This is a genomic window from Streptomyces sp. NPDC001153 (assembly GCF_053598315.1).
Genome location: NZ_JBSFJZ010000023.1, coordinates 42,281 through 66,077, shown reverse-complemented (window position 1 = coordinate 66,077; position 23,797 = coordinate 42,281). Strand labels below are relative to the sequence as shown.

The 23,797-nt window shown below is 72.0% G+C and carries 21 protein-coding genes; 12 read left to right on the top strand and 9 right to left on the bottom strand.

Going from position 1 to position 23,797, the window contains the following annotated elements; all coding sequences use genetic code 11:
- Positions 1–238: 238 nt before the first annotated feature.
- Positions 239–3,064, bottom strand: a complete 2,826-nt coding sequence (locus ACWDEN_RS25560) for a SpoIIE family protein phosphatase (protein WP_450860223.1) — start codon at positions 3,062–3,064, stop codon at positions 239–241.
- Between the two features lie 58 nt (positions 3,065–3,122).
- Entirely contained in the window at positions 3,123–4,130 is a 1,008-nt protein-coding gene (locus ACWDEN_RS25555) for a LacI family DNA-binding transcriptional regulator (RefSeq protein ID WP_351602696.1), read from the bottom strand.
- Between the two features lie 111 nt (positions 4,131–4,241).
- Between ACWDEN_RS25555 and ACWDEN_RS25550 the strand changes: the two genes are divergently transcribed.
- The 5 genes from ACWDEN_RS25550 to ACWDEN_RS25530 all read left to right on the top strand — a co-directional run bounded on the left by ACWDEN_RS25550 (position 4,242) and on the right by ACWDEN_RS25530 (position 6,731).
- Positions 4,242–5,396, top strand: a complete 1,155-nt coding sequence (locus ACWDEN_RS25550; RefSeq protein ID WP_450860222.1) for a Gfo/Idh/MocA family protein — start codon at positions 4,242–4,244, stop codon at positions 5,394–5,396.
- On the top strand, positions 5,393–5,644 hold the full coding sequence (locus tag ACWDEN_RS25545; protein ID WP_351602692.1) for a hypothetical protein: 252 nt from the start codon (positions 5,393–5,395) through the stop codon (positions 5,642–5,644). Before ACWDEN_RS25550 ends, ACWDEN_RS25545 begins: the two co-directional genes overlap by 4 nt.
- Before the next feature lie 75 nt (positions 5,645–5,719).
- The gene (locus ACWDEN_RS25540) at positions 5,720–6,091 is read left to right on the top strand and encodes a hypothetical protein (RefSeq protein WP_450860221.1); all 372 of its coding nucleotides are present in this window, start codon (positions 5,720–5,722) and stop codon (positions 6,089–6,091) included.
- Between the two features lie 91 nt (positions 6,092–6,182).
- Complete coding sequence (locus ACWDEN_RS25535) at positions 6,183–6,425, top strand: hypothetical protein (RefSeq protein WP_450860220.1); 243 nt, start codon at positions 6,183–6,185, stop codon at positions 6,423–6,425.
- A 90-nt stretch (positions 6,426–6,515) separates the two neighbouring features.
- Complete coding sequence (locus tag ACWDEN_RS25530) at positions 6,516–6,731, top strand: hypothetical protein (RefSeq protein ID WP_351602686.1); 216 nt, start codon at positions 6,516–6,518, stop codon at positions 6,729–6,731.
- Positions 6,732–7,072: 341 nt separating this feature from the next.
- Here the strand turns inward: ACWDEN_RS25530 and ACWDEN_RS25525 are convergent, their stop codons facing one another.
- The 4 genes from ACWDEN_RS25525 to ACWDEN_RS25510 are packed head-to-tail and all read right to left on the bottom strand — an operon-like array spanning position 7,073 to position 10,868.
- Positions 7,073–7,528: a MaoC family dehydratase gene (locus tag ACWDEN_RS25525; protein ID WP_450860219.1), complete on the bottom strand. Its 456-nt coding sequence runs from the start codon at positions 7,526–7,528 to the stop codon at positions 7,073–7,075.
- 16 nt (positions 7,529–7,544) lie between these two features.
- On the bottom strand, positions 7,545–9,053 hold the full coding sequence (gene menE, locus ACWDEN_RS25520; RefSeq protein WP_450860218.1) for an o-succinylbenzoate--CoA ligase: 1,509 nt from the start codon (positions 9,051–9,053) through the stop codon (positions 7,545–7,547).
- A gap of 10 nt (positions 9,054–9,063) precedes the next feature.
- Complete coding sequence (locus tag ACWDEN_RS25515; RefSeq protein WP_450860217.1) at positions 9,064–9,951, bottom strand: amidohydrolase family protein; 888 nt, start codon at positions 9,949–9,951, stop codon at positions 9,064–9,066.
- Positions 9,951–10,868, bottom strand: coding sequence for an SDR family NAD(P)-dependent oxidoreductase (locus ACWDEN_RS25510; protein ID WP_351602678.1), 918 nt, complete (start codon positions 10,866–10,868; stop codon positions 9,951–9,953). The genes ACWDEN_RS25515 and ACWDEN_RS25510 overlap by 1 nt, the downstream gene beginning before the upstream one ends.
- A 227-nt stretch (positions 10,869–11,095) precedes the next feature.
- Here ACWDEN_RS25510 and ACWDEN_RS25505 point away from each other — a divergent pair, with 227 nt between their 5' ends.
- The 5 genes from ACWDEN_RS25505 to ACWDEN_RS25485 all read left to right on the top strand — a co-directional run bounded on the left by ACWDEN_RS25505 (position 11,096) and on the right by ACWDEN_RS25485 (position 17,462).
- Positions 11,096–11,521 carry a MarR family winged helix-turn-helix transcriptional regulator gene (locus ACWDEN_RS25505; RefSeq protein WP_450860216.1) on the top strand — a complete coding sequence of 142 codons (426 nt, stop codon included), beginning with the start codon at positions 11,096–11,098 and terminating at the stop codon, positions 11,519–11,521.
- A gap of 46 nt (positions 11,522–11,567) precedes the next feature.
- Positions 11,568–12,395, top strand: coding sequence for a PaaX family transcriptional regulator (locus ACWDEN_RS25500; RefSeq protein ID WP_351602873.1), 828 nt, complete (start codon positions 11,568–11,570; stop codon positions 12,393–12,395).
- 174 nt (positions 12,396–12,569) lie between these two features.
- Complete coding sequence (locus ACWDEN_RS25495) at positions 12,570–13,982, top strand: alpha/beta hydrolase (RefSeq protein ID WP_351602675.1); 1,413 nt, start codon at positions 12,570–12,572, stop codon at positions 13,980–13,982.
- Positions 13,983–13,997: 15 nt separating this feature from the next.
- Positions 13,998–15,587 (top strand): MFS transporter, encoded by a 1,590-nt coding sequence (locus ACWDEN_RS25490; protein WP_450860215.1) that lies wholly within the window; start codon positions 13,998–14,000, stop codon positions 15,585–15,587.
- Between the two features lie 177 nt (positions 15,588–15,764).
- Positions 15,765–17,462: a DUF885 domain-containing protein gene (locus tag ACWDEN_RS25485; protein WP_351602671.1), complete on the top strand. Its 1,698-nt coding sequence runs from the start codon at positions 15,765–15,767 to the stop codon at positions 17,460–17,462.
- 136 nt (positions 17,463–17,598) lie between these two features.
- Here ACWDEN_RS25485 and ACWDEN_RS25480 read toward each other — a convergent pair whose 3' ends face one another.
- Together ACWDEN_RS25480 and ACWDEN_RS25475 are read right to left on the bottom strand one after the other, a co-directional pair.
- Positions 17,599–19,179, bottom strand: coding sequence for an alpha/beta hydrolase (locus ACWDEN_RS25480; RefSeq protein ID WP_351602669.1), 1,581 nt, complete (start codon positions 19,177–19,179; stop codon positions 17,599–17,601).
- A gap of 194 nt (positions 19,180–19,373) precedes the next feature.
- Positions 19,374–19,994 (bottom strand): DUF6629 family protein, encoded by a 621-nt coding sequence (locus ACWDEN_RS25475; RefSeq protein WP_351602871.1) that lies wholly within the window; start codon positions 19,992–19,994, stop codon positions 19,374–19,376.
- A gap of 175 nt (positions 19,995–20,169) precedes the next feature.
- Between ACWDEN_RS25475 and ACWDEN_RS25470 the strand changes: the two genes are divergently transcribed.
- A complete protein-coding gene (locus tag ACWDEN_RS25470) occupies positions 20,170–20,385 on the top strand; it encodes a DUF4177 domain-containing protein (protein ID WP_351602667.1) in 216 nt (71 codons plus the stop codon).
- An 80-nt stretch (positions 20,386–20,465) separates the two neighbouring features.
- Entirely contained in the window at positions 20,466–22,931 is a 2,466-nt protein-coding gene (locus tag ACWDEN_RS25465) for a SpoIIE family protein phosphatase (protein ID WP_351602665.1), read from the top strand.
- 150 nt (positions 22,932–23,081) lie between these two features.
- Here the strand turns inward: ACWDEN_RS25465 and ACWDEN_RS25460 are convergent, their stop codons facing one another.
- On the bottom strand, positions 23,082–23,747 hold the full coding sequence (locus ACWDEN_RS25460) for a class I SAM-dependent methyltransferase (protein ID WP_351602663.1): 666 nt from the start codon (positions 23,745–23,747) through the stop codon (positions 23,082–23,084).
- Between the last annotated feature and the right edge of the window lie 50 nt (positions 23,748–23,797).

The window sequence follows — 23,797 nt, the reverse complement described above, 5'->3', positions numbered from 1 at the left end:
GAGCGGCCGAGGTCCGACGTACTCCGGTCCGCCGGCACACACGCTCCGACCGGCCGCCGCAGCTCCACCGGGGGTCCGAAGCGGCGGGCCTCGCGTCGTGTCTCCTGGCTTCCTTGGGTCTACTGCGTCCACGAAGTGGTCATCGAGGCCAGAGTACCCGGCCGCCTCGCCGACGGAATCGCGCCCGGGAAGCCCGCGGATCGGCGTGTTGCCCCGGTGGCACGCGGCCTCCCCACGCTCACAGCGCCGTGTCGTCCCACTGGTCGAGCAGGATGTCGCCGAATCCCTCCACCTCCGGCGTGGCGCCGTCGTTGAGGGACTGTTCGGCCCAGATGACCTTGCCGGTGGGCGTGTAGCGGGTCCCCCATCGCTCGGCGAACTGGGCGACCAGGAAGAGGCCGCGGCCGCCTTCGTCGGTGGCCTTCGCCCGGCGCAGCCGGGGCGAGGTGCTGCTCCCGTCGGCGACCTCGAAGATCAGGGCGCCCGCGGCCGGGCCGCTGACCGGCTCCGTGCGGAGCAGCCGGACGGCGATGGGTTCGGCGCCGTAGCGGACGGCGTTGGTGATCAGCTCGCTGAGGATGAGTTCGGCGGTGAAGACGACCTGCTCCAGGCCCCACTCCGTCAGCCGGCGGGCGCAGGCGGCGCGCACCGGGGCCACCGCCGCCGGGTCGCGGGGCACGTCCCACTCGGCGACCTGCGCCGGACCGAGTCGGCACGTGCGGGCAACCAGGAGTGCGATGTCATCCCGGGGCCGGTCGGACAGCATGGCGTCCATCACCGCCGCGCACGTGGCCTCCGGCGTGCGCTCGGGCCCCGACAGCGCCTCGCCCAGGGCCTGAAGACCGGCGTCCAGGTCGCGGGTGCGGTCCTCGATCAGCCCGTCGGTGAAGAGCACCAGCCGGGAACCCTCGGGGACGGTGAGTGCGGTGGTCTCGACAGGCAGGCCGGCGCCGAGCCCGAGGGGCGGGGAGACGGGCAGCTGGGGGAAGTCGACGGTCCCGTCGGGCCGGACCACCGCCGGTCCCGGATGGCCGGCGGTGGCCAGGTCCAGCCGCCCGGAGGTGGGGTCGTAGACGGCGTACTGGCAGGTCGCCCCGGTGATCATCCCCTGCCCGTCCCCGGCGGTGGCGGTCTCCTCGGCGTCGATCTGGGCCACCAGCTCGTCCAGCCGGACCAGCAGCTCCTCCACGGGCAGGTCCAGGCCGGCGAAGTTGTGAACGGCGGTGCGCAGTCGGCCCATGGTCGCCGCGGCGTGCAGGCCGTGGCCGACGACATCGCCCACGACCAGCGCCACCCGGGCGCCGGACAGCGGGATGACGTCGAACCAGTCCCCGCCCACCCCGGCCTGGGCCGGCAGGTAGCGGTAGGCCACCTCGAGGGCGGACTGTTCGGGCAGCCCGCGTGGCAGCAGGCTGTGCTGCAGCGTGACGGCCATGGCGTGTTCGCGGGTGTAGCGGCGGGCGTTGTCGATGCACAGAGCTGCCCTGGCGGCCAGTTCCTCGGCGAAGGACACGTCGTCGTCCTCGAACGGCGGGGAGCCCTCGGCGCGCCAGTAGTCCACCACGCCCAGCACCACGCCGCGGGCTCTCAGCGGAACCACGAGCATCGAGTGGATGCCGTGCTCGAGGATCCGCCGGGCACGCTCCGGGTGCTGGGCCAGCCAGCCTTCGGAGGCGCTGAGGTCTCCGACCAGGACCGGTCGGCCGTGGGCCATCGCCATGGAGACGGGGTGGCCCGGGACGAACCGGATCAGTTCGCCGACGGGGTGGAGGAGATGGCGCGCGTCCAGACCGGTGACGGCGCTGCGCCGCAGATCGGTGATCCGGGTGGTCGCAGCGGGGGGCTCCTCGCCGCGCAGGACCGGGTCCACCAGTTCGACGGTGACGATGTCGGCGAACCGGGGCACCGCCACCTCGGCCAGTTCCTCGGCCGTCCGCTTCACATCGAGCGTGGTGCCGATCCGCAGCCCGGCGTCGTAGAGCGACCTCAGCCGTTCGCGCGCCACCTCCGCCCGGCCGGAGACAGCCAGCAGCTCCGTGGTGTCCCGGAGCGTCACCACGCTGCCGGCCGAGCCGTGCGGTGCGGTGAGCCGCTTGTTGACCGCGAGCAGCCGGTCGCCCGCCCGGTACACCTTGTCGGTGACGGGGTGGTCGGAGGCCAGCAGCCCGGCGAGGTCCTCCTCCAGCCCCAGATCGGTGACGTGCCGCCGCTCCGCGTCCGTCGGCAGGTCCAGCAGCCGCCGCGCCTCGTCGTTGGCCAGCAGCAGCCGGCCGTCATCGCCGACGATCAGCACCCCTTCCCGCACGGCATGCAGGACCGCGTCGTGGTGCTCGTACATCCGGGTCATCTCCACCGGCCCCAGGCCATGGGTCTGCCGCCGCAATCGGCGGCTCACCAGGGCCGCCCCGCCCGCGGCGACGGCGAGGGCCATGGCGGCGCCGCCGAAGAGGACCGGCAGCTGCCGGTTCACCATGTGCTGCACCTGCTCGACCGTGACGGGCACGGAGACGATGGCGATGACCGTGCCGTCGGGTCGCTCGACAGGGACCGCCGAGATCACGGAGAGGCCCAGGGACCCGTGGAAGGTGCTCGTGAACGGTTGGCCGTTCGCCGCCTGCGCGTAAGGCCCGATGACGCGTTTGCCGATCTGGTGCGGGTCGCTGTGGGTGAGGGTGATGCCGTTCAGTCCGTACACGATGATGGCGTCGACGCCCGCGGCCTTACGGGCCGCCTCGGCGTGCGGTTGCAGCAGCGCCGACGGGTGGGTGCTCTGCAGCGCCGCCACGATTCCCGGGGAGTGGGCGAATGCCTGCGCCGTGGCGAGCGTCCGGGTCCGGGCGTCCGCCATGGTGTCGCGTCGGGCCTGCACCACGAGGGCCAGCAAGGTGGCGGCGACGAGGAGCACCACGACCGCCAGCTGAAGAAGGAAGACCTGGCCGGCGAGGCTGCGCACGCTCAGCAGCGACCGCCACGCCTCCCCTCTCCGGCGGCGCCGGTCCGGCCCATGAGTGCTCCTGGACGTATCAGGCGCACCCCGCCCGGACTGACCCGAAACTTCACCCATGTCACCTTTCTATCGTTTTTGGGCGCACAACAACGAGGCGACTTCGCGGCGACGACCGTCAGATGCCGGCGAGCGGCGGGGCCGTCGTGCCCCTGACTTCCAGGAAAGGGGTGGCGAGGTCGACCTCGCTCGGGCGGTCCGGCTCGTCGATCCGGTCGAGCAGGCGCTGCGCGGCGCGCCGGCCCACGTCATGGCTGGCGTTGTCCACGGTGGTCAGCCACAGATGGCGCAGCCGGGAGAGGTAGGTGTTGTCGTAGCCGACCAGGGAGAGGTCCCGCGGTACCCGGAGCCCGGTCTCCTCGGCGGCGGAGAGCGCGCCGACGCAGGTCATGTCGTTGACCGCGAAGACGGCGGTCGGGCGCCGCGGGCGGCTCAGGAGCCGGACGGCCGCCCGGTAGCCGCCCTCCTCGGTGAGGTCGCCCTGTTCCACGACCGCCGTGCCGGCGAGACCGTGCTCGCGCATGGTGGCCTCGAAGCTGCGCCGGCGCAGGTCGCCGACGGCGCCCTGCCCGGCGATGTGGGCGATGTGCCGGTGACCGAGGCCGATGAGGTGCTCGGTGGCCAGACGGGCTCCGTGCTCGTCGTCGTTGGCGACGATGTCCACGCCGGGCAGCACCGGTTCGCGGGTGCCGGCGACGACCGTGGGGACCAGTCCGGCGGCGGTGCGCAGGGCCTGGGGGTCCTGGAGCGTGCCGACGGCGATCAGGCCGTCGACGCGGAGTTCGGTGAAGGTCCGGGTGAGGTCCTCGCCGAGGCGCCGGTTGAGGTGGCCGTCGGCCAGCAGCATGTGCAGGCCGTTGTCGTACAGCCGTGCGTTGAGGCCGTCGAGCAGCTCCACGAACCAGGGGTTGCGCATGTCGTCGAGCAGCACCCCCACCGTGCGGGTGCGCCGCTCGCTCAGGCTGCGCGCGGCCGCGTTGGGCCGGTAACCGAGCGCTTCGACCGCCGCGAGGACGGCCTCGCGCTTCTCCGGCCGGACACCCTCCGAGCCGCGCAGCACGAGCGAGACCAGGGATTTGGACACGCCGGCCCGTTCGGCGACGTCACGGATGGTCGGAGCGCTCATGGCATGGACCGTTCCATAGCGCGTCTGCTCCTGTAAAGCCCCTTGACATCCGGCTCAAGTGGGACTCATGGTGGGCCACCAGGCTCTGGAACGGTCCAAAGAAGGGCGCTCATGGTGAATACGCTCGGCGTCGGCGTCGTGGGATTCGGCTGGATGGGACGGGTGCACACCCAGGCGTACGCCCGCCTGCCGCACCACTTCCCCCAGCTGTCCGTGCGGCCGGAACTGCTCGTCGTCGCGGACGAGGTACCCGGCCGGGCGGAGGAGGCCGCGGAGCGGTTCGGGTTCGCCGCGGCGACCCGGGACTGGCGGGCGGTGGCCGCCGATCCGCGGATCCAGGCGGTCAGCATCACCGCCCCGAACTTCCTGCACCGCGAGATCGGCGTGGCGATGACCGAGGCCGGCAAGCACATCTGGATCGAGAAGCCCGTCGGGCTCACCGCCGACGACGCCCGGGCGGTCGCCGACGCCGCCGCCAAGGCCGGCGTCCAGGGCACCGTCGGCTTCAACTACCGCAACGCGCCCGCCGTCGAGGCCGCACGCGACCTGATCGCCTCAGGCGAGATCGGCACGGTCACCCACGCCCGCATCCGCCTCTTCAGCGACTACGCCGCCCACCCGGACGGTGCCCTGACCTGGCGCTACGAGCGGGCACACGGCGGCAGCGGAGTCCTGGGCGACCTGGCCTCGCACGGCGCCGACCTGGCCCGGTTCCTGCTCGGCGACATCACCGCGCTCACCGCCGACAGCGCGATCTTCCTGCCTGAACGCGCCCGGCCGACCGGCGCCACCGCCGGCCACGCCCTCGCCACCGGCGGCGCGCCCGGGCCGGTCGAGAACGAGGACTACGTCAACTGCCTGCTGCGTTTCGCCTCCGGCGCCCGCGGCGTCCTGGAGGCCTGCCGTGTCTCGGTCGGCGAGCAGAACAACTACGGCTTCGAGGTGCACGGCACGAGGGGCGCCGTCTCCTGGGACTTCCGCCGCATGGGCGAACTCGCCGTCAGCCGCGGCACGACCTATCAGGACCAGCCGTTCAGCACGGTGTACGTCGGCCCGGGCGCCGGCGAGTACGCCGCGTTCCAGCCGGGCGCGGCCAACGCGATGGGCTACGACGACCTGAAGGTCATCGAGGCCCACCGCTTCCTGCGCTCCATCGCCGAGGGAACCGCGGTCGGCGCCACGCTCGGCGACGCCGTGGCCAGTGCCGTGGCTCTGGATGCGATGGCGCGCTCGGCCGAGCGGGGGACGTGGGTGCATCTGGGGTGACCACCGTACGCATCGGGGTCGTCGGCGCGGGCGACACGGGCACCGACCCTGTGCACACACTGCACCCCTGGGTGTCCGGCGCCGAGGTCGTGAGCGTCGCCCACATCGACGAGGAACGGGCCGCCGCCGACCGCATCACCGCGGGCCGGCCGCAGACCGAACACCGGTCACTTGCCGACTCGTTCACCACGCTCCGAGTCATGGACGAGATGCGCAGACTGTGCGGCATCGCCTGGCCTCCCCCGTGACCCCCTGGTGTCCGGCCCCTCGTCGTGCGCTATAGATACCCCATGGTGTGGTTGCTGGTGACAGTGGGAGTTCTCGTGGCATCGCTCGCCACCATGGCGCACGAACTGCGACAGAACGTGACGCTCCGGCAGATTCGGCCGACGGCGCTCGAGCTGCAGGCCGAGGTGATCGACCACAGCGCCACGCAGAGCGGGAAGCCGGGCGCGTACTTCCTCACGCCGGTCGTCCGCTACTTCATCGACGGCAAACGCTACGAGACCGAGCTCGCCAACGCGTCCTCCGGCCGCCCCGCCGACGTCGGCTCCTCGATGACCGTCCTCGTCTCCCCGGACCACCCCTACAGTCCGATGGACCCCTACGGCGGCATGGGCGCCACACTCCGCGGCGCCATCGTCACCGCCGTGCTGAGCACACTGCTCCTCGTCTGGCAGATCGCCCTGCGATGAGGCGCCGAGCCTCTGCGGTGTGCGGCTCCACCCGATCGGGCGGTAAGTGAGACGGTGGAGGCGCCGGGGTCGCCGCCTAGGATCCGTACCCGTGGCAGAGGTCCCCGATGAGTTGATCAAGCTGGAACGAACCGCCGAGCAGGAGCGCGCGAAACTCGCGGGCCTCACCGGTGACGAGTACGACGCTCAGCTGCACCGCTGGCGCGAGGCGTCCGACGCCGTACAGGCGGCCATCACCGCGCACGCCGCAGCCACCGAGTCCAGTCCGCACGAGGTTGAGCAGGCCGTACAGAAAGCTGTGCGGCGCAGCCAAGAGGACCCGGCCGTCGAGTAGCGCTCCCCGGGCGATGCCGAGCAGACAACGCGGGCTCGTTCAGCGATGCTGGACAAGGGTGGCACCCCTCCATGCGACAAGGAGCACGGCATGCCCACAGATCCGGTCGTACGATTCCTGGCGGCCCTGGACCCCGATCACCGGGACACGGTCGGCGCCAAACCGCGCCAGGAGCAGGAACGGCTCGCAGCGGCCTGGGAACGGGAACTGGAATCCGATGACGAGCTCGACGTCCTCGACGAGCTCTCCCCGCCCGCCGCGGAAGCAGAGGCCGCCCGCCGCGTCCTGGACCGCGGAGCCGGTTGAGACGAGGCCACCGGTCATGATCATTCCCGCCCCGACACGGCGGCACGGGTGAGGCCGGCGGTGGGACCCCGGGCGCCGCGCACGGCACGTGTGGCGCCTGGCCGGAGGCCGGACAGGCGGCGAGCGGCATCCTGCCCGAGGCCGACGGGTTCCGCCCGTTCGTGGATCTCGCCGGGAGTCCTCGGGCGGGTGCAGGCGATGGAGCCGGCCGAGGAACGGCGCGAGCTCTTCGACCCGCGGCGGCGATGCCGGTCCCCAGGCGCCGCGCGCGGACGCGCCCTTCGCCGACTGCGTGGTGGGCAAGGCGGAGGCTTGGCAGACCTCCGCTCACTGGGCATGGGTCAGGCATAGAACCGGGACAGGCTCTGGAGGACCGCGGCGGGCTTGGTACCGTCCTCCACCTCGATCGTGCCGTCGACGGTGATCTGGACACCCCCGGGCACGTCCTCGACCGAGGTGAGCCGGGCGGCGAGCCGGATGCGGGATCCGGCCTTCACCGGCGCGGGGAAACGCACCTTGTTCAGGCCGTAGTTGACCTTGGTGGTCACGCCCTGCACGTCCAGCAGTCCGGTGAAGAGAGGGATGAAGAGGGACAGGGTGAGGTAGCCGTGCGCGATCGGCGCGCCGAAGGGGCCCTGGGCCGCCCGCTCCGGGTCGGTGTGGATCCACTGGTGGTCGCCGGTGGCGTCGGCGAAGGTGTCGATGCGCTCCTGGGTGACCTCGATCCACTCGCTGGTGCCGAGGTCGCTGCCGGCGAGCTTCTTCAGTTCGTCCAGGCCGTTGACGGTGATGCTCATAAGTCGCTTTTCCTTTTCAGGGAGTTGGGGTGCCGTAGCGGTGCCGCACCCGGGACTTGAGGAGCTTTCCGGAGGCGGTGCGCGGGAGTTCGTCCGTGACCACCACCGACTTGGGGATCTTGTACTTGGCGAGCTTCCCGGTCAGCGAGGCCAGCACCTCGTCCGGGTCGAGTTCGGCTCCCGGGGCGGGGACGACGACCGCGCGGGGCACCTCGCCCCACTTGTCGTCCGGGACACCGATCACCGCGCACTCGGCGATGCCGGGGTGGGCGAGGAGGATGTCCTCGATCTCGGCGGGGTAGATGTTCTCGCCGCCGGAGATGATCATGTCCTTGATCCGGTCGACGATGTGCACGTAACCGTCCTCGTCCACCCGGGCCGCGTCCCCGCTGCGGAACCAGCCGTCGGCGAAGGCGGCCTCGGTCTCCTCAGGCAGCCCCCAGTAGCCGGCCATGACATGCGGTCCGCGCACCACGACCTCGCCCGTCTCGCCGACGTCGACCGGGGTGAGATCGGGCCGTACGACCCGTACGTCGCTGAAGAAGTGGGGTACGCCCGCCGAGCCCGCCTTCTCGACCGCGTGCTCCGCGTCCAGGAAGAGTGTGCCGGGCGCGGCCTCCGTCATGCCGTAGCCCTGGAGGAAGGTGAGCCCGCGCTGCTGGTACGTGGCGATGAGCGTGGTCGGCACCGGTGATCCGCCACAGGTGAGGATGCGGAGGGACGACAGGTCGGCGTCCGGCCAGCGGGGGTGCCGGGCGACCTGGTCGAACATCGTCGGCACGCCGAACATGAAGGTGATCCGGTGCCGTTCCACCAGGTCGAGGGTGGTCTCCGGGTCGAAGGCCTCGACCAGGACGCAGGTGCCGCCCTTGAGCAGCACCGGCAGGGTCAGCATGTTGAGACCCGCGGTGTGGAACAGCGGAGCGGAGACCAGGGCACGTTCGTCGGCTGTCAGGTCGTGGTCGACCAGGACGTTGACGGCGTTCCAGGTGAGGTTGCCGTGGGTGAGCATCGCGCCCTTGGGGCGGCCGGTCGTCCCCGAGGTGTACATGATGATGCAGGTGTCGTCGGGAGTGACCGGTTCGTCGATCGGGTCGTCCGGCGCGGCCGCCAGGGCCTGTTCGTAGGCGTCGCCGGTCTCGAGGCAGGTCCGTACGTCCGTCCCGTCCGGCAGTCCCGCGACGAGCCCGGCGTACGCGGGGCCGTGGACGAGCGCCTTGGCGCCTGAGTCGGCGAGCTGGTAGGCGATCTCGGGGCCGGCGAGGCGGGTGTTGAGGGGTACGAAGACCGCGCCGAGGGTGCCTGCGGCGAACAGGGTCTCCAGGTAGGCGGGGTGGTTGGGGCCGAGGTGGGCGATGCGGTCGCCGCGCCTGACGCCCCGGGCGCGCAGGGCGTGGGCGAGGCGGGTGACCCGTGTGTACAGGGTGCGGTAGTCGGTCGGCTGCTCGCCGTGGATCAGGGCCGTGCGGTGCGGGGTCTTGCGGGCCCGGCGTACGGGCCACGACCCCAGTCCCTGGTTGCGCATCTGACACCCCTTACGGTTTCGTCAGCCCGAGCAACCGGGCCGCGTTCTCCTTGAGGATCTTCGGCCTGACCTCGTCCTTGACGGACAGCTTCGCGAAGTCGGCGAGCCACCGGTCCGGGGTGAGCACCGGGAAGTCGGAGCCGAACAGGACCTTGTCCTTCAGCAGCGTGTTGGCGTACTGCACCAGCTGCGGCGGGAAGTACTTCGGCGACCAGCCCGAGAGGTCGATGTGGACGCCGGGCTTGTGGGTCGCCACCGCCAGGGCCTCGTCCTGCCAGGGGAACGACGGGTGCGCCAGGATGATCTTCAGGTGCGGGAAGTCGGCGGCCACGTCGTCCACGTGGAGCGGGTTGGAGTACTTCAGGCGGATGCCGCCCCCGCCGGGAACGCCGGCACCGATGCCGGTCTGACCGGTGTGGAAGAGCGCGATGGTACCGGTCTCCTCGATCACCTCGTACAGGCCGTACGCCACGGAGCGGTCGTTGGGGAAGAAGCCCTGGATGCTGGGGTGGAACTTGAAACCCCGCACCCCGTACTCCTCGACCAGCCGCCGGGCCTGCCGCACGCCCGCCTTCCCGCGGAAGGGGTCGATGGAGGCGAACGGGATCAGTACGTCGGAGTTCGCGGCCGCGGCTTCGGCCACCTCCTCGTTGGGGACGGGCTCGGTGCCGGTCGCGGACTCGGCGTCCACCGTGAAGACGACGGCGGCCATCCGCCGCTCGCGGTAGTACGCGGCGGTCTCCTCGAGCGTGGGCTTCCGTTTGCCCTCGACCTTGAAGTAGGCGGAGGAGGCGTCGTGCAGGTGGTCGTCCAGGGAGGAGTGCCCCTTGGAGGACACCTCCGCGTGGGTGTGGACGTCGATCGCGACGAGCTCGTCCGGCCTCGGTGCGGGTGCCATCACGCCTCCGGGAGCTTCGGGGCGGGGATGCCGACGGTCTGCGGCTCGGCGCCGACCGAGGTGGGCCAGGCGTCTGCCAGGGCGTCGGGGGTCCAGCCGCCGTCGGCGTAGGCGGTCCTGATCTCCTGGGGATGCGACCACAGCGTCACCTTGTCGCCGCCGATGCCGATGCACTGGCCGGTGATGCCGCGGGCGGCCGCGGAGGCCAGGAAGGGGACGAGGGCCGCGCAGTCCTCGGGGGTGCCGAAGCCCTCCCCCTTGCGCAGGAACGCCGGCAGCGGTTCGCCGTTCCTCATGGCCTCGATGTACGGGGCGAAGGCGGGGATGGTCTCGGTCATCGCGGTCGCGGCGACCGGCACGATCGCGTTGACGGTGATGTGCGCGCGGGCCAGTTCCATGGACCAGGTGCGGGCCATCGCGGCGATCCCGGCCTTGGCGGCGGCGTAGTTGGTCTGGCCGAAGTTGCCGCGCTGCCCGGCCGGGGAGCCGACGAGGACGAGCGTGCCGCCCTCGCCCTGCTCGCGCATGCGGACGGCGGCGGCGCGGGCGCAGGTGAAGGTGCCCCGGAGATGGGTGGTGAGCACCGCGTCGAAGTCGTCGTCGGTCATCTTCCACAGCACCTTGTCGCGCAGGATGCCCGCGTTGGTGACCAGGATGTCGAGTCGGCCGAACTCCTCGACGGCGCGGTTGACCAGCCGGTCGGCGGCCTCGGCCGTGCCGACCGGAACCACTTCGGCCACGGCGGTGCCACCGGCCTCGGTGAGGGACTTGACCGCCTGCTCGGCCACGGCTTCGTCGATGTCGTTGACGACCACGGACGCGCCGTGGGCGGCGAGGGCGTGCGCATAGGCGAGGCCGAGGCCACGGCCGCTTCCGGTGACGACGGCGGCCTTCCCGGTCAGATCGATGGTGGGCACGGGCGGTCCCTTCGCATGGGGTGTGGTCGGGGAGATCGAAGCTAAGAGCAATAATTGTTGTCGTCAATAGTTGTTGCCGACCTTGCGGTGCGTCATGCTGGACTCCGCACGCGAGAAGCCATCCCCGGGGAAGCCGAGACCGGCGCCCCGGGACCGAGACCAGGGAGCCCGCCATAGCCGGCCAGCACACCGACCACCCGACTCCCATCGACGCCGACGAACCGTGGATGCGGGGGCTGCACGCGGACACGGGATACCTGCTGTACCGCCTGGGACTGCGCTCCGGTCAGTTGTTCAACACGTTCCTGCAGGAGTCGGGGGTACGGCTGCGGCACTACGCCGTGCTGCGCTTCCTCGCCACCTGCGAGGGCGCTCTCCAGCGCGAGCTCAGCGCCCGGCTCGGCTACGACCCGAGCGCGATCGTCGGCCTGGTGGACGACCTGGAGAAGCTGGGCTTCGCCGAGCGCCGCCCCGCCCCCGAGGACCGCCGCAGTCGCATCGTCGTCCTCACCGAGGAGGGCCGCGCATTCCTCCGCGACACGGACCAGGCGGGCCGACGCGTGACCGACGAACTGCTCACCCCGCTCGACTCCGGCGAACGGCAGACGCTGCACGCCCTTCTGCTGCGCGTCGCCGGCAACGGGCTCGCCTGACGCTTCGGTCGCCGCGTGCATGCAGGGGCACGCGGCCTCGTAAGGTATCCGCGTGACCGGTCCCGTCCCCCGCCCCCAGTCGCTCCTGCTCAGCTTCCTCGGTGACGAGGTGCTGGGTCGCGGGGTGTGCGTGTACACGGGGAGCGTCATCGAGGTGTTCCGGCGGGCCGGCGTCGGAGAGCAGGCCACCCGGTCCACCCTCACCCGCATGGTCGGCCGCGGTCTGCTGAGCCGCCGACGCGAGGGCCGGCGGACCTATGTCGGCCTCACCGACCGCTCCGAGGCGATCCTGCGCGACGGCGAGCGGCGCATCTGGAAGTCCGGCGCGGTCAACCGGGACTGGGACGGCACCTGGACCCTGCTCGGCTTCTCCCTGCCGGAGTCGTGGCAGCGCCAGCGGCACGATCTGCGTTCCCAGTTGACCTGGGCGGGCTTCGGCGCACTGTTCAGCGGGCTGTGGATCGCGCCCGGCGAGGTCGACGTCTCCGGGATCGTCGCCGAGTTGGGCCTGCGGACGCAGGTGAAGGTCTTCCGGGCGCACGCGGACACCGGCACGGACATCGCCGAGATGATCGACGACACCTGGGACCTGGGTGAACTGGCCGCTCATTACCGGGAGTTCGAGGCGTCCTGGCGGCCGTACACGTCGGGCCGGGCGGACCTGACCGCCGAGGACGCCCTCGCGCTGCGCCTCCGGCTGACCGCCGAGTGGCTCCAAGTCATCCGCAGCGACCCCCGGTTGCCCGTGCGGCACCTGCCCGCGGACTGGCCGGCGGCCGCGGCGGAGAAGACGTTCCGCACGGTCCACGCCCTGCTGGAGGCGCCCGCCCGGGACGCGGCGCGCCGGCTCATCGAGACGATTCCGACGGCGTAGCGCCGTGGGCACGTGACGCATCTCCGCTCACTGCCGCCCGAAAGCAATGTTGTGCACTGTCTTGACCGCCGTAAGAAATCGGCCCTACATTCCTCCACGCTTCGTTCAGTGCACTGAGCATCTGCCGATCTGCCAGGGTCTCCGCTCCGCAGCCGCCCACAAGGAGCCACCTCCATGCCTGCCAGCACCCGCCCCCGGACTTCCCGCACCCGTCTGCGCATCGCCCTGGCCGCCCTGGCCACGCTGGCGTCCGCGGGCCTCACCACCAGCCCCGCGCCGGCCGCCCAGGCGGACACGCCGGCCACCGGCCACCTCACCGGCACCCTCTCCGACGACGCGACCTGGGTCGCTGACGTCCCCGCCCACTGGAACGGCACCCTGCTGCTGTTCAGCCACGGCTTCGGCCCCACCGTCGCCAAGGACGCCCCGTCCGACGCCGTACGCACCGCGTTGCTCGCCGAGGGCTATGCGATGGCCGGGTCGTCGTACGACCCCCATGGCTCGATGTGGGCCCTGGACAGCGCCGAACGCGACCAGTTCGCCACGCTCGACGCCATCACCGCGAAGATCGGCGCACCGCGGCGCACCCTCGCCGTCGGCCAGTCGATGGGCGGGCTCGTCAACGCGCAGATCGCCCGCGACGGCGCCGGCCGCGTGGACGGCGCGCTCGGCCTGTGCGGCCTCGTCGCGGGCGGCACCGACCTGGACAACTACCAGCTCGACGCCGAGTACGCCCTCGCCCGGCTGCTCCTGCCCGGGCAGGACGTCGGCCTGGTCCGCTTCGGCTCCGCCGACGCCGCGGCCGCCACCGCCAAGCGGCTGACCGATGCCGTCACCGCCGCACAGACCACCCCGCAGGGCCGCGCCCGGATCGCACTGGCCGCGGCCTTCCTCAACCTCCCCGCCTGGGCGCCCGGACAAGGCCGGCCCGCACCGGCGGACTGGGCGGGCCAGGAGGAGCAGCAGTACGCGTGGTTCGCGCAGGGCATCCTGTCGTTCGTCGAGGGCGGCCGGTACGCCGTCGAGCAGTCGGCCGGCGGCAACAACTCCTGGAACGCGGGCGTCGACTACGCCCGCCTGCTCGCCGGATCCGTCCACGCGCCGCAGGTCCGCGCGCTGTACCGGGCGGCCGGACTCGACCTGCGCGCCGACCTGACATCCCTGACCCGGGGCGCCGCGATCACCGCGGACCCCGCAGCGGTCCGTGCCGCCCAGCGCACCTCTTCTGCCGGTCAAGGACTCGGCGTACCGCTGCTGGACGTGCACACGATCGCCGACAACCTGGTCCCGGTCGAACAGGAGCGGCGGTTCGGCGACCGGGTGCGCGCGGCCGGGGACGGAGCGCTGCTGCGGCAGGCCTACGTCGAGCGGCAGGGCCACTGCACGTTCACCACCGCCGAGACCGTGGCCGCCCTGCGCGCGCTCGAACACCGCGTCACCACCGGCCACTGGGACGACGCCGCGACGCCGGCCGCGCTCCAGCGGACCGCCACGGCGCTCGGGCCGGACGGGGCGGCGTACATCCCCTACCGCCCGGCACACCTGACGGTCGGCCGCGACCGCCCGGCGCACCCCACCCACCACTGACACCGGGACCCGCCCATGTCCGACGCATCCGTCACCCCGCGCAGTTCCCTTCCCCTCGGCGCCCTCGTCGCCGGCTGTCTCGCGGTCTGTCTCGCGCAGATCGGCCTCGCCATACCGGCCACCCTCAACGGTCTGTTCCAGGAACACCTCCACCCCGTCGGCTCCCAACTCACCTGGATCTCCGACGCGTTCCTGCTGCCCGTCGCCGTGCTGGAACTCTCCTTCGGCGTGCTCGGCGACCTCTTCGGCCGCAAACAGCTCCTCGTCGGCGGCGCCGCGCTGTTGTGCGCGGGCGAGGTCGTCGCCGCGAGTTCCTCCGGCATCCATCAGCTGTGGGTGGGGCAGGCGCTGGCCGGGCTCGGCGCCGCCGCGCTCTTCCCCACCTCGCTGGCCATGATCGCGGCCGGTACGCACACCGGCCCGCAGCGCGCCCGCGCCATCGCCGTATGGGCCTCCAGCCTGTCCGCGGGCGGCTTCCTCGCCCCGTTGCTCGGCGGTATCACCGGCACCTACGGCTCGTGGCGCTCGGCGTTCGTGGTGGTCGCCGTGCTGGCCGCGGTGAGCGCCCTGGTGAGTCTGTGGCTCGCCACCAACTCCCGGTCACCGGAAGGCCGTTCGCTGGACGTCGGCGGCCAGCTCACCATCGGTGCCGGTCTGTTCGCCCTGCTGTACGCCGTCATCCAGGGGCCGACGGACGGCTGGGGGTCGGCTCCGGTGGTCGTGGCGTTCGTGATCGCCGCGGTGTTCGTGGGCCTGTTCGTGGCCGCCGAGAGCCGGGCCCGCTCGCCGCTCCTGCGCCTGGACCTGTTCCGCAACCGCTCCTTCGCGATCGCGTCGGTCGTCGCGGTCGTGGGCATGTTCAGCTTCCTGGGCACGGCGTACGCGGCGAGCATCCGGCTCGGTCCCATCCAGCACCAGAGCCCGATGCGCACCGCCTTCGCGTTCCTCCTGCTCAACGGCATCGCCCCGGTCCTCACCCCGCTGACCTCCCGGCTGCTGCACCGGCTGCCCGCGCGGGCGCTGCTCACCGGCGGGCTGGCACTGATCGCCGCGGGCGACTTCCTGGCCGCCGGACTCGATGCAGGCGACCGGAACCTGACCTCGCTGATCCTGCCGCTCGGGCTGGTCGGCGTCGGCTTCGCCTTCACGGTGTCGTCCATCACCGCGACCGCCGTCAACACGGTGCCGCTACCCCTGGCCGGCATGGCGAGCGCGGCGACCAACCTGCTGCGCGACTTCGGCTTCACCCTCGGGCCCGCGGTCATCGGGGCGGTCGCGCTGAGCCGGGCGGCTTCCCGGGTGACCTCCGCGCTGGCCACCTCGTCGTCCCTGAACGCCGAGTCGAGGACCGCGGCGCACGAGGTGCTGAAGGAGGGCGGCCCGCTCGCCCTGAACTCCGTCCCCGCCGCCTCCCCGCCGGGCGCGGCCCGCGCGTACGCCCTGGACGCTCTGGGCCACGGTTACGCGATCGGATTCGCCGTGTGCGGTTCGGCAGCCCTGTTCTCGGCACTGCTGGTGGTGACGGCACTGCGCGGGCGTACAGCCGAGGCGGGCGCGTCGCCGGCGGAGGACGGTACGGAGCGGACCGTCCTGACCACGGGATGACACTCGGTGGGCGCGCCCGGGGCTGCTCGGCGCTCCGGGCGCGGCCCGTCGTCGGTCCGGGTGTCGGCCGAGGCGAGATGGTCGACCCACACACACCGTCTTCCGTGCACGGCCATGTCGGCCGAAAGCCGACGCGCGGTGCTGACAAGACCGGTGACGGCACATCAGCATGGGAGCGTGTCCGAGAAGCCGAGCACCCCCCGCCGGATCGCCGACGACCACGTCGCGCAGGTCGCCGCCCTCGACCCCATGACCTCGGCCCGACTCGGTCTGCATCCCGAGGACGACCGGCAGCCGGATCTGTCACCGGAGGGCTTCGAGGCGCTCGCCGAACTGGACCGCCGAACGCTGTCCGTGCTCGACGCCACCGAGCGGGACGCCGAGAAGAACGGTGTGGTGTTCGAGGGCGCCGAGCGGAACTGCGCACGGCTGCTGCGGGAGCGGCTCACCGCGGAACTCGCCCTGCAGGCGGCGGGTGACCGGTTCCGCGAGCTGCGCAACGTCAACTCGCCCCTGCACAAGGTGCGGAGCATCTTCACCCTGATGCCGACCGACACCGACGAGGACTGGGCGGCCGTGGCCGGACGGCTGCGCAACCTGCCCGGCGCGCTGGACGGCTACCGGGCCACCCTGACCGAGGGCGTCGCCCGCGGGCTGCTGTGCGCTCCGCGCCAGGTCCGGGCCGTCATCGGGCAACTCGCGGCCTGGACCGGCCAGGACGCCGGCGGGGCGAGCTGGTTCGCCACCTTCGTGGCCGCGGGTCCGGATCGGCTCAGGCACGAACTGGACGCCGCCGCCGGCCGTGCGACGGCCTCGGTGGCCGGGTTCCGCGACTGGCTGTGCCACACCTACCTGCCCGCCGCGGACGGCACCCCGGACGCCGTCGGCCGCGAGCGCTACCTGCGCGCGGCCCGCTGGGCCAACGGCATCGCCGTGGACCCGGCCGAGGCCTACGCCTGGGGCTGGGAGGAGTTCCACCGGACGGTCGCCGAGATGCGGTCCGAGGCCGACCGGATCCTGCCCGGTGCCACCGTCCGGGAGACCGTGGACCACCTCAACCGGCACGGCCATGCCATCACGGGTGAGGAGAACATCCGCGCCTGGCTCCAGGAGATCACGGACGAGGCGATCGACGCCCTCGACGGCACCCATTTCGACATCTCCGGCCCACTGCGCCGGGTCGAGACGAGGATCGCGCCTCGGGGCAGCTCGGGCGCTCCCTACTACAACGGCCCCAGCCTCGACTTCAGCCGCCCCGGGCGCACCTACCTGCCCACGCTCGGCCAACAGACCTTCCCCACCTGGGAGATCGTCAGCACCTGGTACCACGAGGGCGTTCCGGGGCACCACCTGCAGACCGCCCGGTGGACCGCTGCCGCGGACCGCCTCAGCAGCTACCAGATCACCCTCGGCGCGGTCAGCGCCGACAAGGAGGGCTGGGCCCTGTACGCCGAGCGCCTGATGGACGAACTGGGCTTCCTCACGGACCCCGCCCGCCGCCTCGGCTATCTGGACAAACAGATGCTCCGGATCATCCGCGTGATCGTGGACATCGGCATGCACCTGGAACTCGCCGTCCCTACCGACTCGGGCTTTCATCCCGGCGAACGCTGGACCCCGGAGCTCGCCACCGCGTTCATGGCCGCCCACCACGGCAGCGACACCGCGCGCCGCACCAGCGAGATCGACCGTTACCTCGGCTGGCCCGGCCAGGCCATCGGCTACAAACTGGGAGAGCGCGCCTGGCTGGAGGGGCGCGAGGCCTCCCGTCGCCGCCACGGCACCGGTTTCGACCTGCGGACCTGGCACATGAACGCGCTCACCCAGGGCTCTCTCGGCCTCGCCGACCTGGCCGACAACCTGGCGTCGCTGTAGGCGGAGCGTCGGCAGCGTCCCTGCGACGGCGACGACCCCCGGTTCGCGCCGACCGCCTCCCGGAACCGGCCCGTCCGGCCCTCTCACCGACCGTGCGGGGCCGGTGAGGGGGGCCGGCCGGGCTCAGGGAACCGGCTCAGAAGCGGGGTGTCTGCGGTGTGTGCTGCGGTGCCGGGGTGATCCGTGGGTTCACACCGGGGTTCTGGCGGCCGGACGGCTCACAGGTGACGTCGTGTGCCGGAAGCCTCCCGCTGCTCAGGTAGGCGTTGACGGTGCGGTTGGCGCAGGCCCGCGGGTCACCGGAGTAGACGCCGTGGCCCTCGCCGCCCTTGACGTACACCATGCGCGAGCCCTTCAGTGCGCGGTGCATGCCGAGGCCGCTGACCAGGGGCGTCTGGGGGTCCCACTGGTTCTGGACGGTGAGCACGCCCACGGTGTTGTCCACCGCGGTGACCGGCTCGGCCGGCTTGCCCCAGAACGCGCAGGGCGTGATGTTGGAGCCGAAGTCGCCGTAGAGGGGGTACTTGGCCTTGTCCCGGATCGCGTCACGCCGGTACTGCTGGGGGTCGTGTGGCCAGGCCGCGGTGTCGCCGCAGACCACGGTCCAGAAGACGACGGAGCCGTTGTCGTCCGGCGGCTGCACGGCGGCCGACCCGGACCGGCGCGGTTCCTGCCGGCCGTCCGGCACGAGGGAACGGCCGGGAGCCGCATGGCCGTCGGCGGCCTTCCTGAGGCTGACGACCGCCGCGGCCGCCGCCTTGGGGCTGAAGAACTCGGGGCGCAGCCTGGCCCGGATGTCGTCCCCGGTGAGCTTTTCGCCGCCGTCGTCGATGGGGGTGCGGTCGGCTCGGGCGACCAGGTCCCAGAACGTCTTCTTCACCTTGGCCGGGGTGTCGCCGAGCCGGTAGGTGCGGTCGCGCTGCGCGGTCCACCTCGTCCAGCGCGTGAACGCCGGCTCGGTGCCCTCCGCCCAGACCTGGATCATGCCGCGCCAGACCCGTGCGGGGTCGACGGCGCTGTCCAGCACGATACGGTCGGCCCGCTGGGGGAACATCTGCGCGAAGACGGCTCCGAGGTACGTGCCGTAGGAGTAGCCCAGGTAGGAGATCTTCCGCTCGCCCAGAACGGCGCGGATGACATCCATGTCGCGGGCGGTGTTGCGGGTGGTGAAGTGCGCGAGTCTGTCGCCGTTCCTGGCACGGCACTTGTCGGCGACGGTCCGCGCCCACTTCACGTCATGGCTGAACGTCTCCGGTTTGTAGGCGTGTTCGAAGGCCTGCTCGCCTGCCGTGAGACCGCAGCTGAGCGGGCTGCTCCGCCCCACCCCGCGCGGATCGAACCCGATGAGGTCGTACTGCCGGCGCACCTCCTTGGGCAACGTGTCCTTCATCATGACCGGCATGTCCAGGCCCTCGCCGCCCGGGCCGCCGGGGTTGAAGAGGAGCGCGCCGTGCCGCTCGGCGGGGACACTGGTCCTGATGCGCGAGATGGCCAGCTTGATCGTCTCGGCGTCGGGCCGGCGGTAGTCGAGCGGGACGTCGATCGTCGCGCACTGGAACGCGGCGGGCTGCGACGTGTCGCACCTGTGCCACGCGGGCTTCTGGTTCGCGAATCTCTGCAGCGGTTCCGCCGCGGATGCCTGCGCCGGGGCGAGGGCGGGCACCAGCGTTGCCGTGACCCCCACGGCGAGCAAGGGCGCCATGCGTCCTATCCGCACGATGGCCGTTCCTTTCGGTCAACTTCCAGGACGGAACGACCATTTCGTGTCGGCGCGGGCGCGCGAATCCCTCTACAGGCCGGACTTGTTACGACTCACGGCGTACACAGAAAGAGACGTACGGAGGAGAACCCGAACGCGTTGATCCGCATCCGCGCCGGGTGCCGGCTCGGCTACGCCACGGCGCGCCTGCTCTACGCGGACGTCCGGCGTGCCCGCATCCAGCCGAAGAGCACCACCGAGCACAGCGCGGCGACGGCGCACCACGTCGACACGAACGCCAGCCGCCACAACACCCAGCACGCCGACGCGCCCACGGCGACCAGGATGCCCAGCACGAGCAGCCACCGGTCACCGGACAGCAGCAGGGAGCCCACCGTGCCCAGCAAGTAGCCGATGACGAGCAGGGGTACCGGGGAAACGTGCAACACGTATGCGAGGGTGTGGCCGTGGATCTCGGCCGTCACCGGTCCGGTGGCAAGGCCACGGGCGAGCGACACGGCGGTCAGCGATCCTGCGGCGAGCGGAACAACCAGCCGGAACCGGGCGTGGGGCGGGGCCACCCACATCACTCCCGCCGGGACCCATACCGCCAGCAGCGGCAGGGCGATGACGGCCCATACGACGGTCGCGGGTCCGCCGCCGCCCCCGCCCGAGCGCCACACCACCGACTCGACGATCTGGTGAACCCCCAGCAGCAACGGCATCGCGGCAAGCGGGAGTTCCCGGCCCTGGCGCACGAGCGCCACGCAAGCCACGCCCACCGCGGCGACACCGCTGCCCGCCGCGAGGTCCGCCGTCGCACTCCAGCACATCACGCCGCCAAGGGGTCGCCGCCGAGCGGTCGGTCACCGGCCTTTCGCCTCTGCCGCCGACCAGGCTACGTCCTTCTGTCGCGGGGCCCGATGAAGAGTTGCGGGGCCCGTTGATGATTAGCTTGCCCCGGCCTTCGCGCCACCCCGCCCCCGGCAGTCTGGAGGACTCCGCACCATGAGCAGTGGCCACACGTACGAGTACAAGGTCGTCACCTTCCGGGAGTCGCTGATCGGCGACGCGCTGGACAGCGACAAGCTGGAGAAGGTCCTGAACAAGCACGCCGAGGAGGGATGGGGCCTGAAGGCCATCACCTCCGCCGACGTCAAGGGCCGCATAGGGCCCGGAGCCGTGGAAGGGCTGCTGCTGACCTTCGAGCGCCCGCGGCAGTGAGATCGTGTGCCGCCCGCGCGCATGCGTGGGCGGCCGCCGGTCCGAAGACACACCCGGGTCCGTATGAGACCGTGGTGTCAGTGACCCCGCCCGCGGATGCGGCCGACACGATGGATCTCAGGGATCTGGCCGACAAGCACGGGGGCGATCCGTTCGGCATCACGTCTGCCGCCGTCGCCCTCACGGACGTACACGGCCTGATCCGCTACTGGAGCCGCAGGGCGGAAGAGCTCCTCGGGTATCCGGCGCCCAGCGTGCTGGGGCGGCCCGCGACCTCCCTCCTGACGAGCGACCGTTCACCGGCGTCCTTGCTCGCCGCGGCGCAGCCGGTCGGGGAGGGCTGGGAGGGCCTGATCACCGCGCGTCACCGGGCGGGCCACCCGGTCGAGCTGGCCCTGCGGGTGTGTCCGCTGCATGCGGAGCAGGGTTCCGTCTGGCTCGCCGTGGCCTGTGAGGTCTCCGACTCGCGCCGGTGGGAACTCGATCAGGCCGTGGTGCGCGGCCTCCTGGAGGAGTCGCCGATCGGCATCGCCGTCCTCGACGGTGAGCTGCGCTTCCAGTGGGTGAACCAGGCGCTGGCCGCCATGGAGGGCATGCCGACCGACCTCGCGGCCCCGGGCGCGGCCGCGCTCGCCGGAGCGGAGCAGGTGCCCTCGGCCGTGGACTGGCAGGCGCGCCAGGCGCTGGTGTCGGGCCGGGTCACGCCGGCCGTGGAACACGTGGCGCCCCGGCACGGCATGTCCCGCCGGAACTCGCAGGGCCGGCTCAGGCTCCGCTCGTCGTTCCCGCTGAGGGACGTCGGCGGCAAGACGCTCGGGGTGTGTCACACCGCCGTCGACTTCACCGCCCAGGACCGCGCACGCGAGCGGCTCGCCCTGGTCAACGAGGCGGCGCAGCGCATCGGCACCACCCTGGACCTCGACGGCACGGTGCAGGAACTGGCCGAGGTGCTGGTGCCGCAGTTCGCCGACTTCGTGGCGATCGATCTCTTCCAGGGCGTCCTCGCGGCCAGGGACCTCACCCCCGGACCGGTCACCGGCGGCACGCTCCAGCGGGCGGTGCACCTGTCGATCCACGAGGAGGTGCCGGAGGCGATCGTTCCCATCGGGGAGTCCAGCGGGTATCCGTCGCAGTCCCCGCAGCAACGGTGCCTCGCCACGGGCCGGCCGATCCTCGATCCGGTGCTGGACCCGACGACGTGGTGGCTGGCCGGCGATGAGCAGCGCCTGTCCAGGATCGTCAGACTGGGTGTGCACACGCACCTGGTGGTGCCGCTCCGGGCGCGGGGCTCGACCATGGGCGTGGTCACGCTGCTGCGCTGGGAGAACCCCAGCCCGTTCGACGAGGACGACCTGCTGCTCGTGGAGGAGCTGGTGGCGCGGGCCGCGGTGTGCGTGGACAATGCCCGGCGGTTCGTCCGCGAGCACAACGCCGCCCTCGCCCTCCAGACCAGTCTGCTGCCCCCGGATCTGCCCGATCACTGCGCCGTCGAGGCCGCATACCGCTATCTGCCGACCGACGCGGAGGCCGGGGTGGGCGGCGACTGGTTCGACGTCATCCCGCTGTCCGGCGCCCGCATCGCCCTGGTCGTGGGGGACGTGGTGGGCCATGGCATCCACGCCGCGGCCAGCATGGGCCGGCTGCGCGCGGCGGTGCAGACACTGGCCGACATGGACCTGCCCCCCGACGAGCTTCTCGCCCATGTCGACGACCTCGTCCTGCGCCTGGCGGACGAGGCGGAAGCGTCCGAGAGCGGGCCGGTGGTGTTCGGCGCCACCTGCGTCTACGCGGTGTACGACCCGATCTCGCGGAAACTGAACGTGGCCCGCGCCGGACACCCCACCCCCGCCATCGCGCACCTCAGCGAGCCGGTCGAACTGCCCGACATCCCCGCCGGCCCCCCGCTGGGGCTGGGCGGTCTGCCCTTCGAGTCGGCCGAGATCGAGCTGGAGGAGGGCAGCGTCGTCGCCCTGTACACCGACGGGCTGATCGAGGCCTCGGACCGCGATGTCGACGTCGGCTTCGAGCGACTCTGCTTCGCCCTGGCCCATCCCGACCGGCCGCTGGAGGAGATCTGCGACACGATGGTCCGCATTCTTCTGCCGGACCATCCGCACGACGACGTCGCCTTCCTCATCGCCCGCACACGCGCCCTCTCCCCCGACCGGGTGGCCGCCTGGGACGTGCCCGCCGATCCCGAGGCGGTGCACGAGGCACGCGACAACACCGCCCGCTGCCTGGCCGCGTGGGGTCTGGAGGACATCGCCTTCACCACCGAGCTGATAGTGAGCGAGCTGGTCACCAACGCCATCACACATGCCTGCGCACCGATCGGCCTGCGGCTGATCCACGAACGGACTCTCATCTGCGAGGTGTCGGACGCCAGCAACACCTCCCCCCATATGCGCCGTGCCCGCAGCACCGACGAGGGAGGGCGAGGTCTCTTCCTGGTCGCGCAGCTCGCCCAGCACTGGGGCACGCGGTACACCGCCACCGGCAAGACCATCTGGGCGGAACAACAGCTGCCGAGCGACGCGCCCCGCTGAGGGTGGTACGGGGCTGCCCCTCACTGCGAGTTCCACGCGCCGCCCGGAGAACGTCCACCGCTGCGGTGCGGCCACGCCCTGTCCACCGTCACCGGCGGCGCCGGTCGCGGACGTGCTCTTCGACGAGGACGAACGGCGCGCCCCGCCGAGTCACCAGCGCGTCCGTTGCGCCTGCACGTAGGTCAGCCATGGCCGCAGGTCACCGCGTCCGAGCAGCTCGAAGCCGGCGTCGGTGACGAGGGTGTCCAGCAGATCGACCCGGTGGTGCGCCATGGCGTGGCCCACACCGCCGTGTACCAGGTGCCGGCCGATCCGGGTCTTCGGCGGCCGGAACTCCACGACGAGCAGCCGCCCGCCGGGTCGCAGGACGCGGTGCATCTCGCGCAGTGCCGTGGGCCGCAGCTCCTCCGGCAGATGGTGCAGCATCAGACTCGTGACGACGGTGTCGAAGGAACCGTCCGGAAAGTCGAGGGCCTCGGCGACGCCCTCACGGTAGTCACAGCGGGCGCTGCCGGGGCGCCGGGTCCTGGTGCGGGCGTAGTCGAGGACCGGCGGGGAGGGATCCACGCCGGTCACCGCGCCCTCCGGGCCGACCCGCGCGGCCATGTGCCGGGTCAGGTAGCCGGTGCCGCATCCCACGTCCAGGACGCGGTCGCCCGGTGCGGCGCCGCTCAGCTCCGCGAGGCGGGAGAAGACGCGTCCGCGGCGGCCGGCGAAGCAGAGGGCGCCGAAGACTTCGTACGCCCGCGGGGTTGCGATGGTCACTCCGGGGGTGTCCGCGTGCGGCCTGCCCTGCATGAGGTGTCCGAGAGGCATGATCCTCCTTCTTAACTTAGTCACGACTAAGCCCAAGCCCAACTTAGTCA

Coding starts and splice junctions, on each gene's coding strand:
- ACWDEN_RS25555 (WP_351602696.1), bottom strand. CDS start 4,130: ATGAGCGCTCCGACCATCCGTGACGTCGCCGAACGGGCCGGCGTGTCC.
- ACWDEN_RS25530 (WP_351602686.1), top strand. CDS start 6,516: ATGCCCACAGATCCGGTCGTACGATTCCTGGCGGCCCTGGACCCCGAT.
- ACWDEN_RS25505 (WP_450860216.1), top strand. CDS start 11,096: ATGCGGGGGCTGCACGCGGACACGGGATACCTGCTGTACCGCCTGGGA.
- ACWDEN_RS25495 (WP_351602675.1), top strand. CDS start 12,570: ATGCCTGCCAGCACCCGCCCCCGGACTTCCCGCACCCGTCTGCGCATC.
- ACWDEN_RS25550 (WP_450860222.1), top strand. CDS start 4,242: ATGGTGAATACGCTCGGCGTCGGCGTCGTGGGATTCGGCTGGATGGGA.
- ACWDEN_RS25470 (WP_351602667.1), top strand. CDS start 20,170: ATGAGCAGTGGCCACACGTACGAGTACAAGGTCGTCACCTTCCGGGAG.
- ACWDEN_RS25515 (WP_450860217.1), bottom strand. CDS start 9,951: ATGGCACCCGCACCGAGGCCGGACGAGCTCGTCGCGATCGACGTCCAC.
- ACWDEN_RS25460 (WP_351602663.1), bottom strand. CDS start 23,747: ATGCCTCTCGGACACCTCATGCAGGGCAGGCCGCACGCGGACACCCCC.
- ACWDEN_RS25475 (WP_351602871.1), bottom strand. CDS start 19,994: ATGTGCTGGAGTGCGACGGCGGACCTCGCGGCGGGCAGCGGTGTCGCC.
- ACWDEN_RS25525 (WP_450860219.1), bottom strand. CDS start 7,528: ATGAGCATCACCGTCAACGGCCTGGACGAACTGAAGAAGCTCGCCGGC.
- ACWDEN_RS25560 (WP_450860223.1), bottom strand. CDS start 3,064: ATGGGTGAAGTTTCGGGTCAGTCCGGGCGGGGTGCGCCTGATACGTCC.
- menE (WP_450860218.1), bottom strand. CDS start 9,053: ATGCGCAACCAGGGACTGGGGTCGTGGCCCGTACGCCGGGCCCGCAAG.
- ACWDEN_RS25490 (WP_450860215.1), top strand. CDS start 13,998: ATGTCCGACGCATCCGTCACCCCGCGCAGTTCCCTTCCCCTCGGCGCC.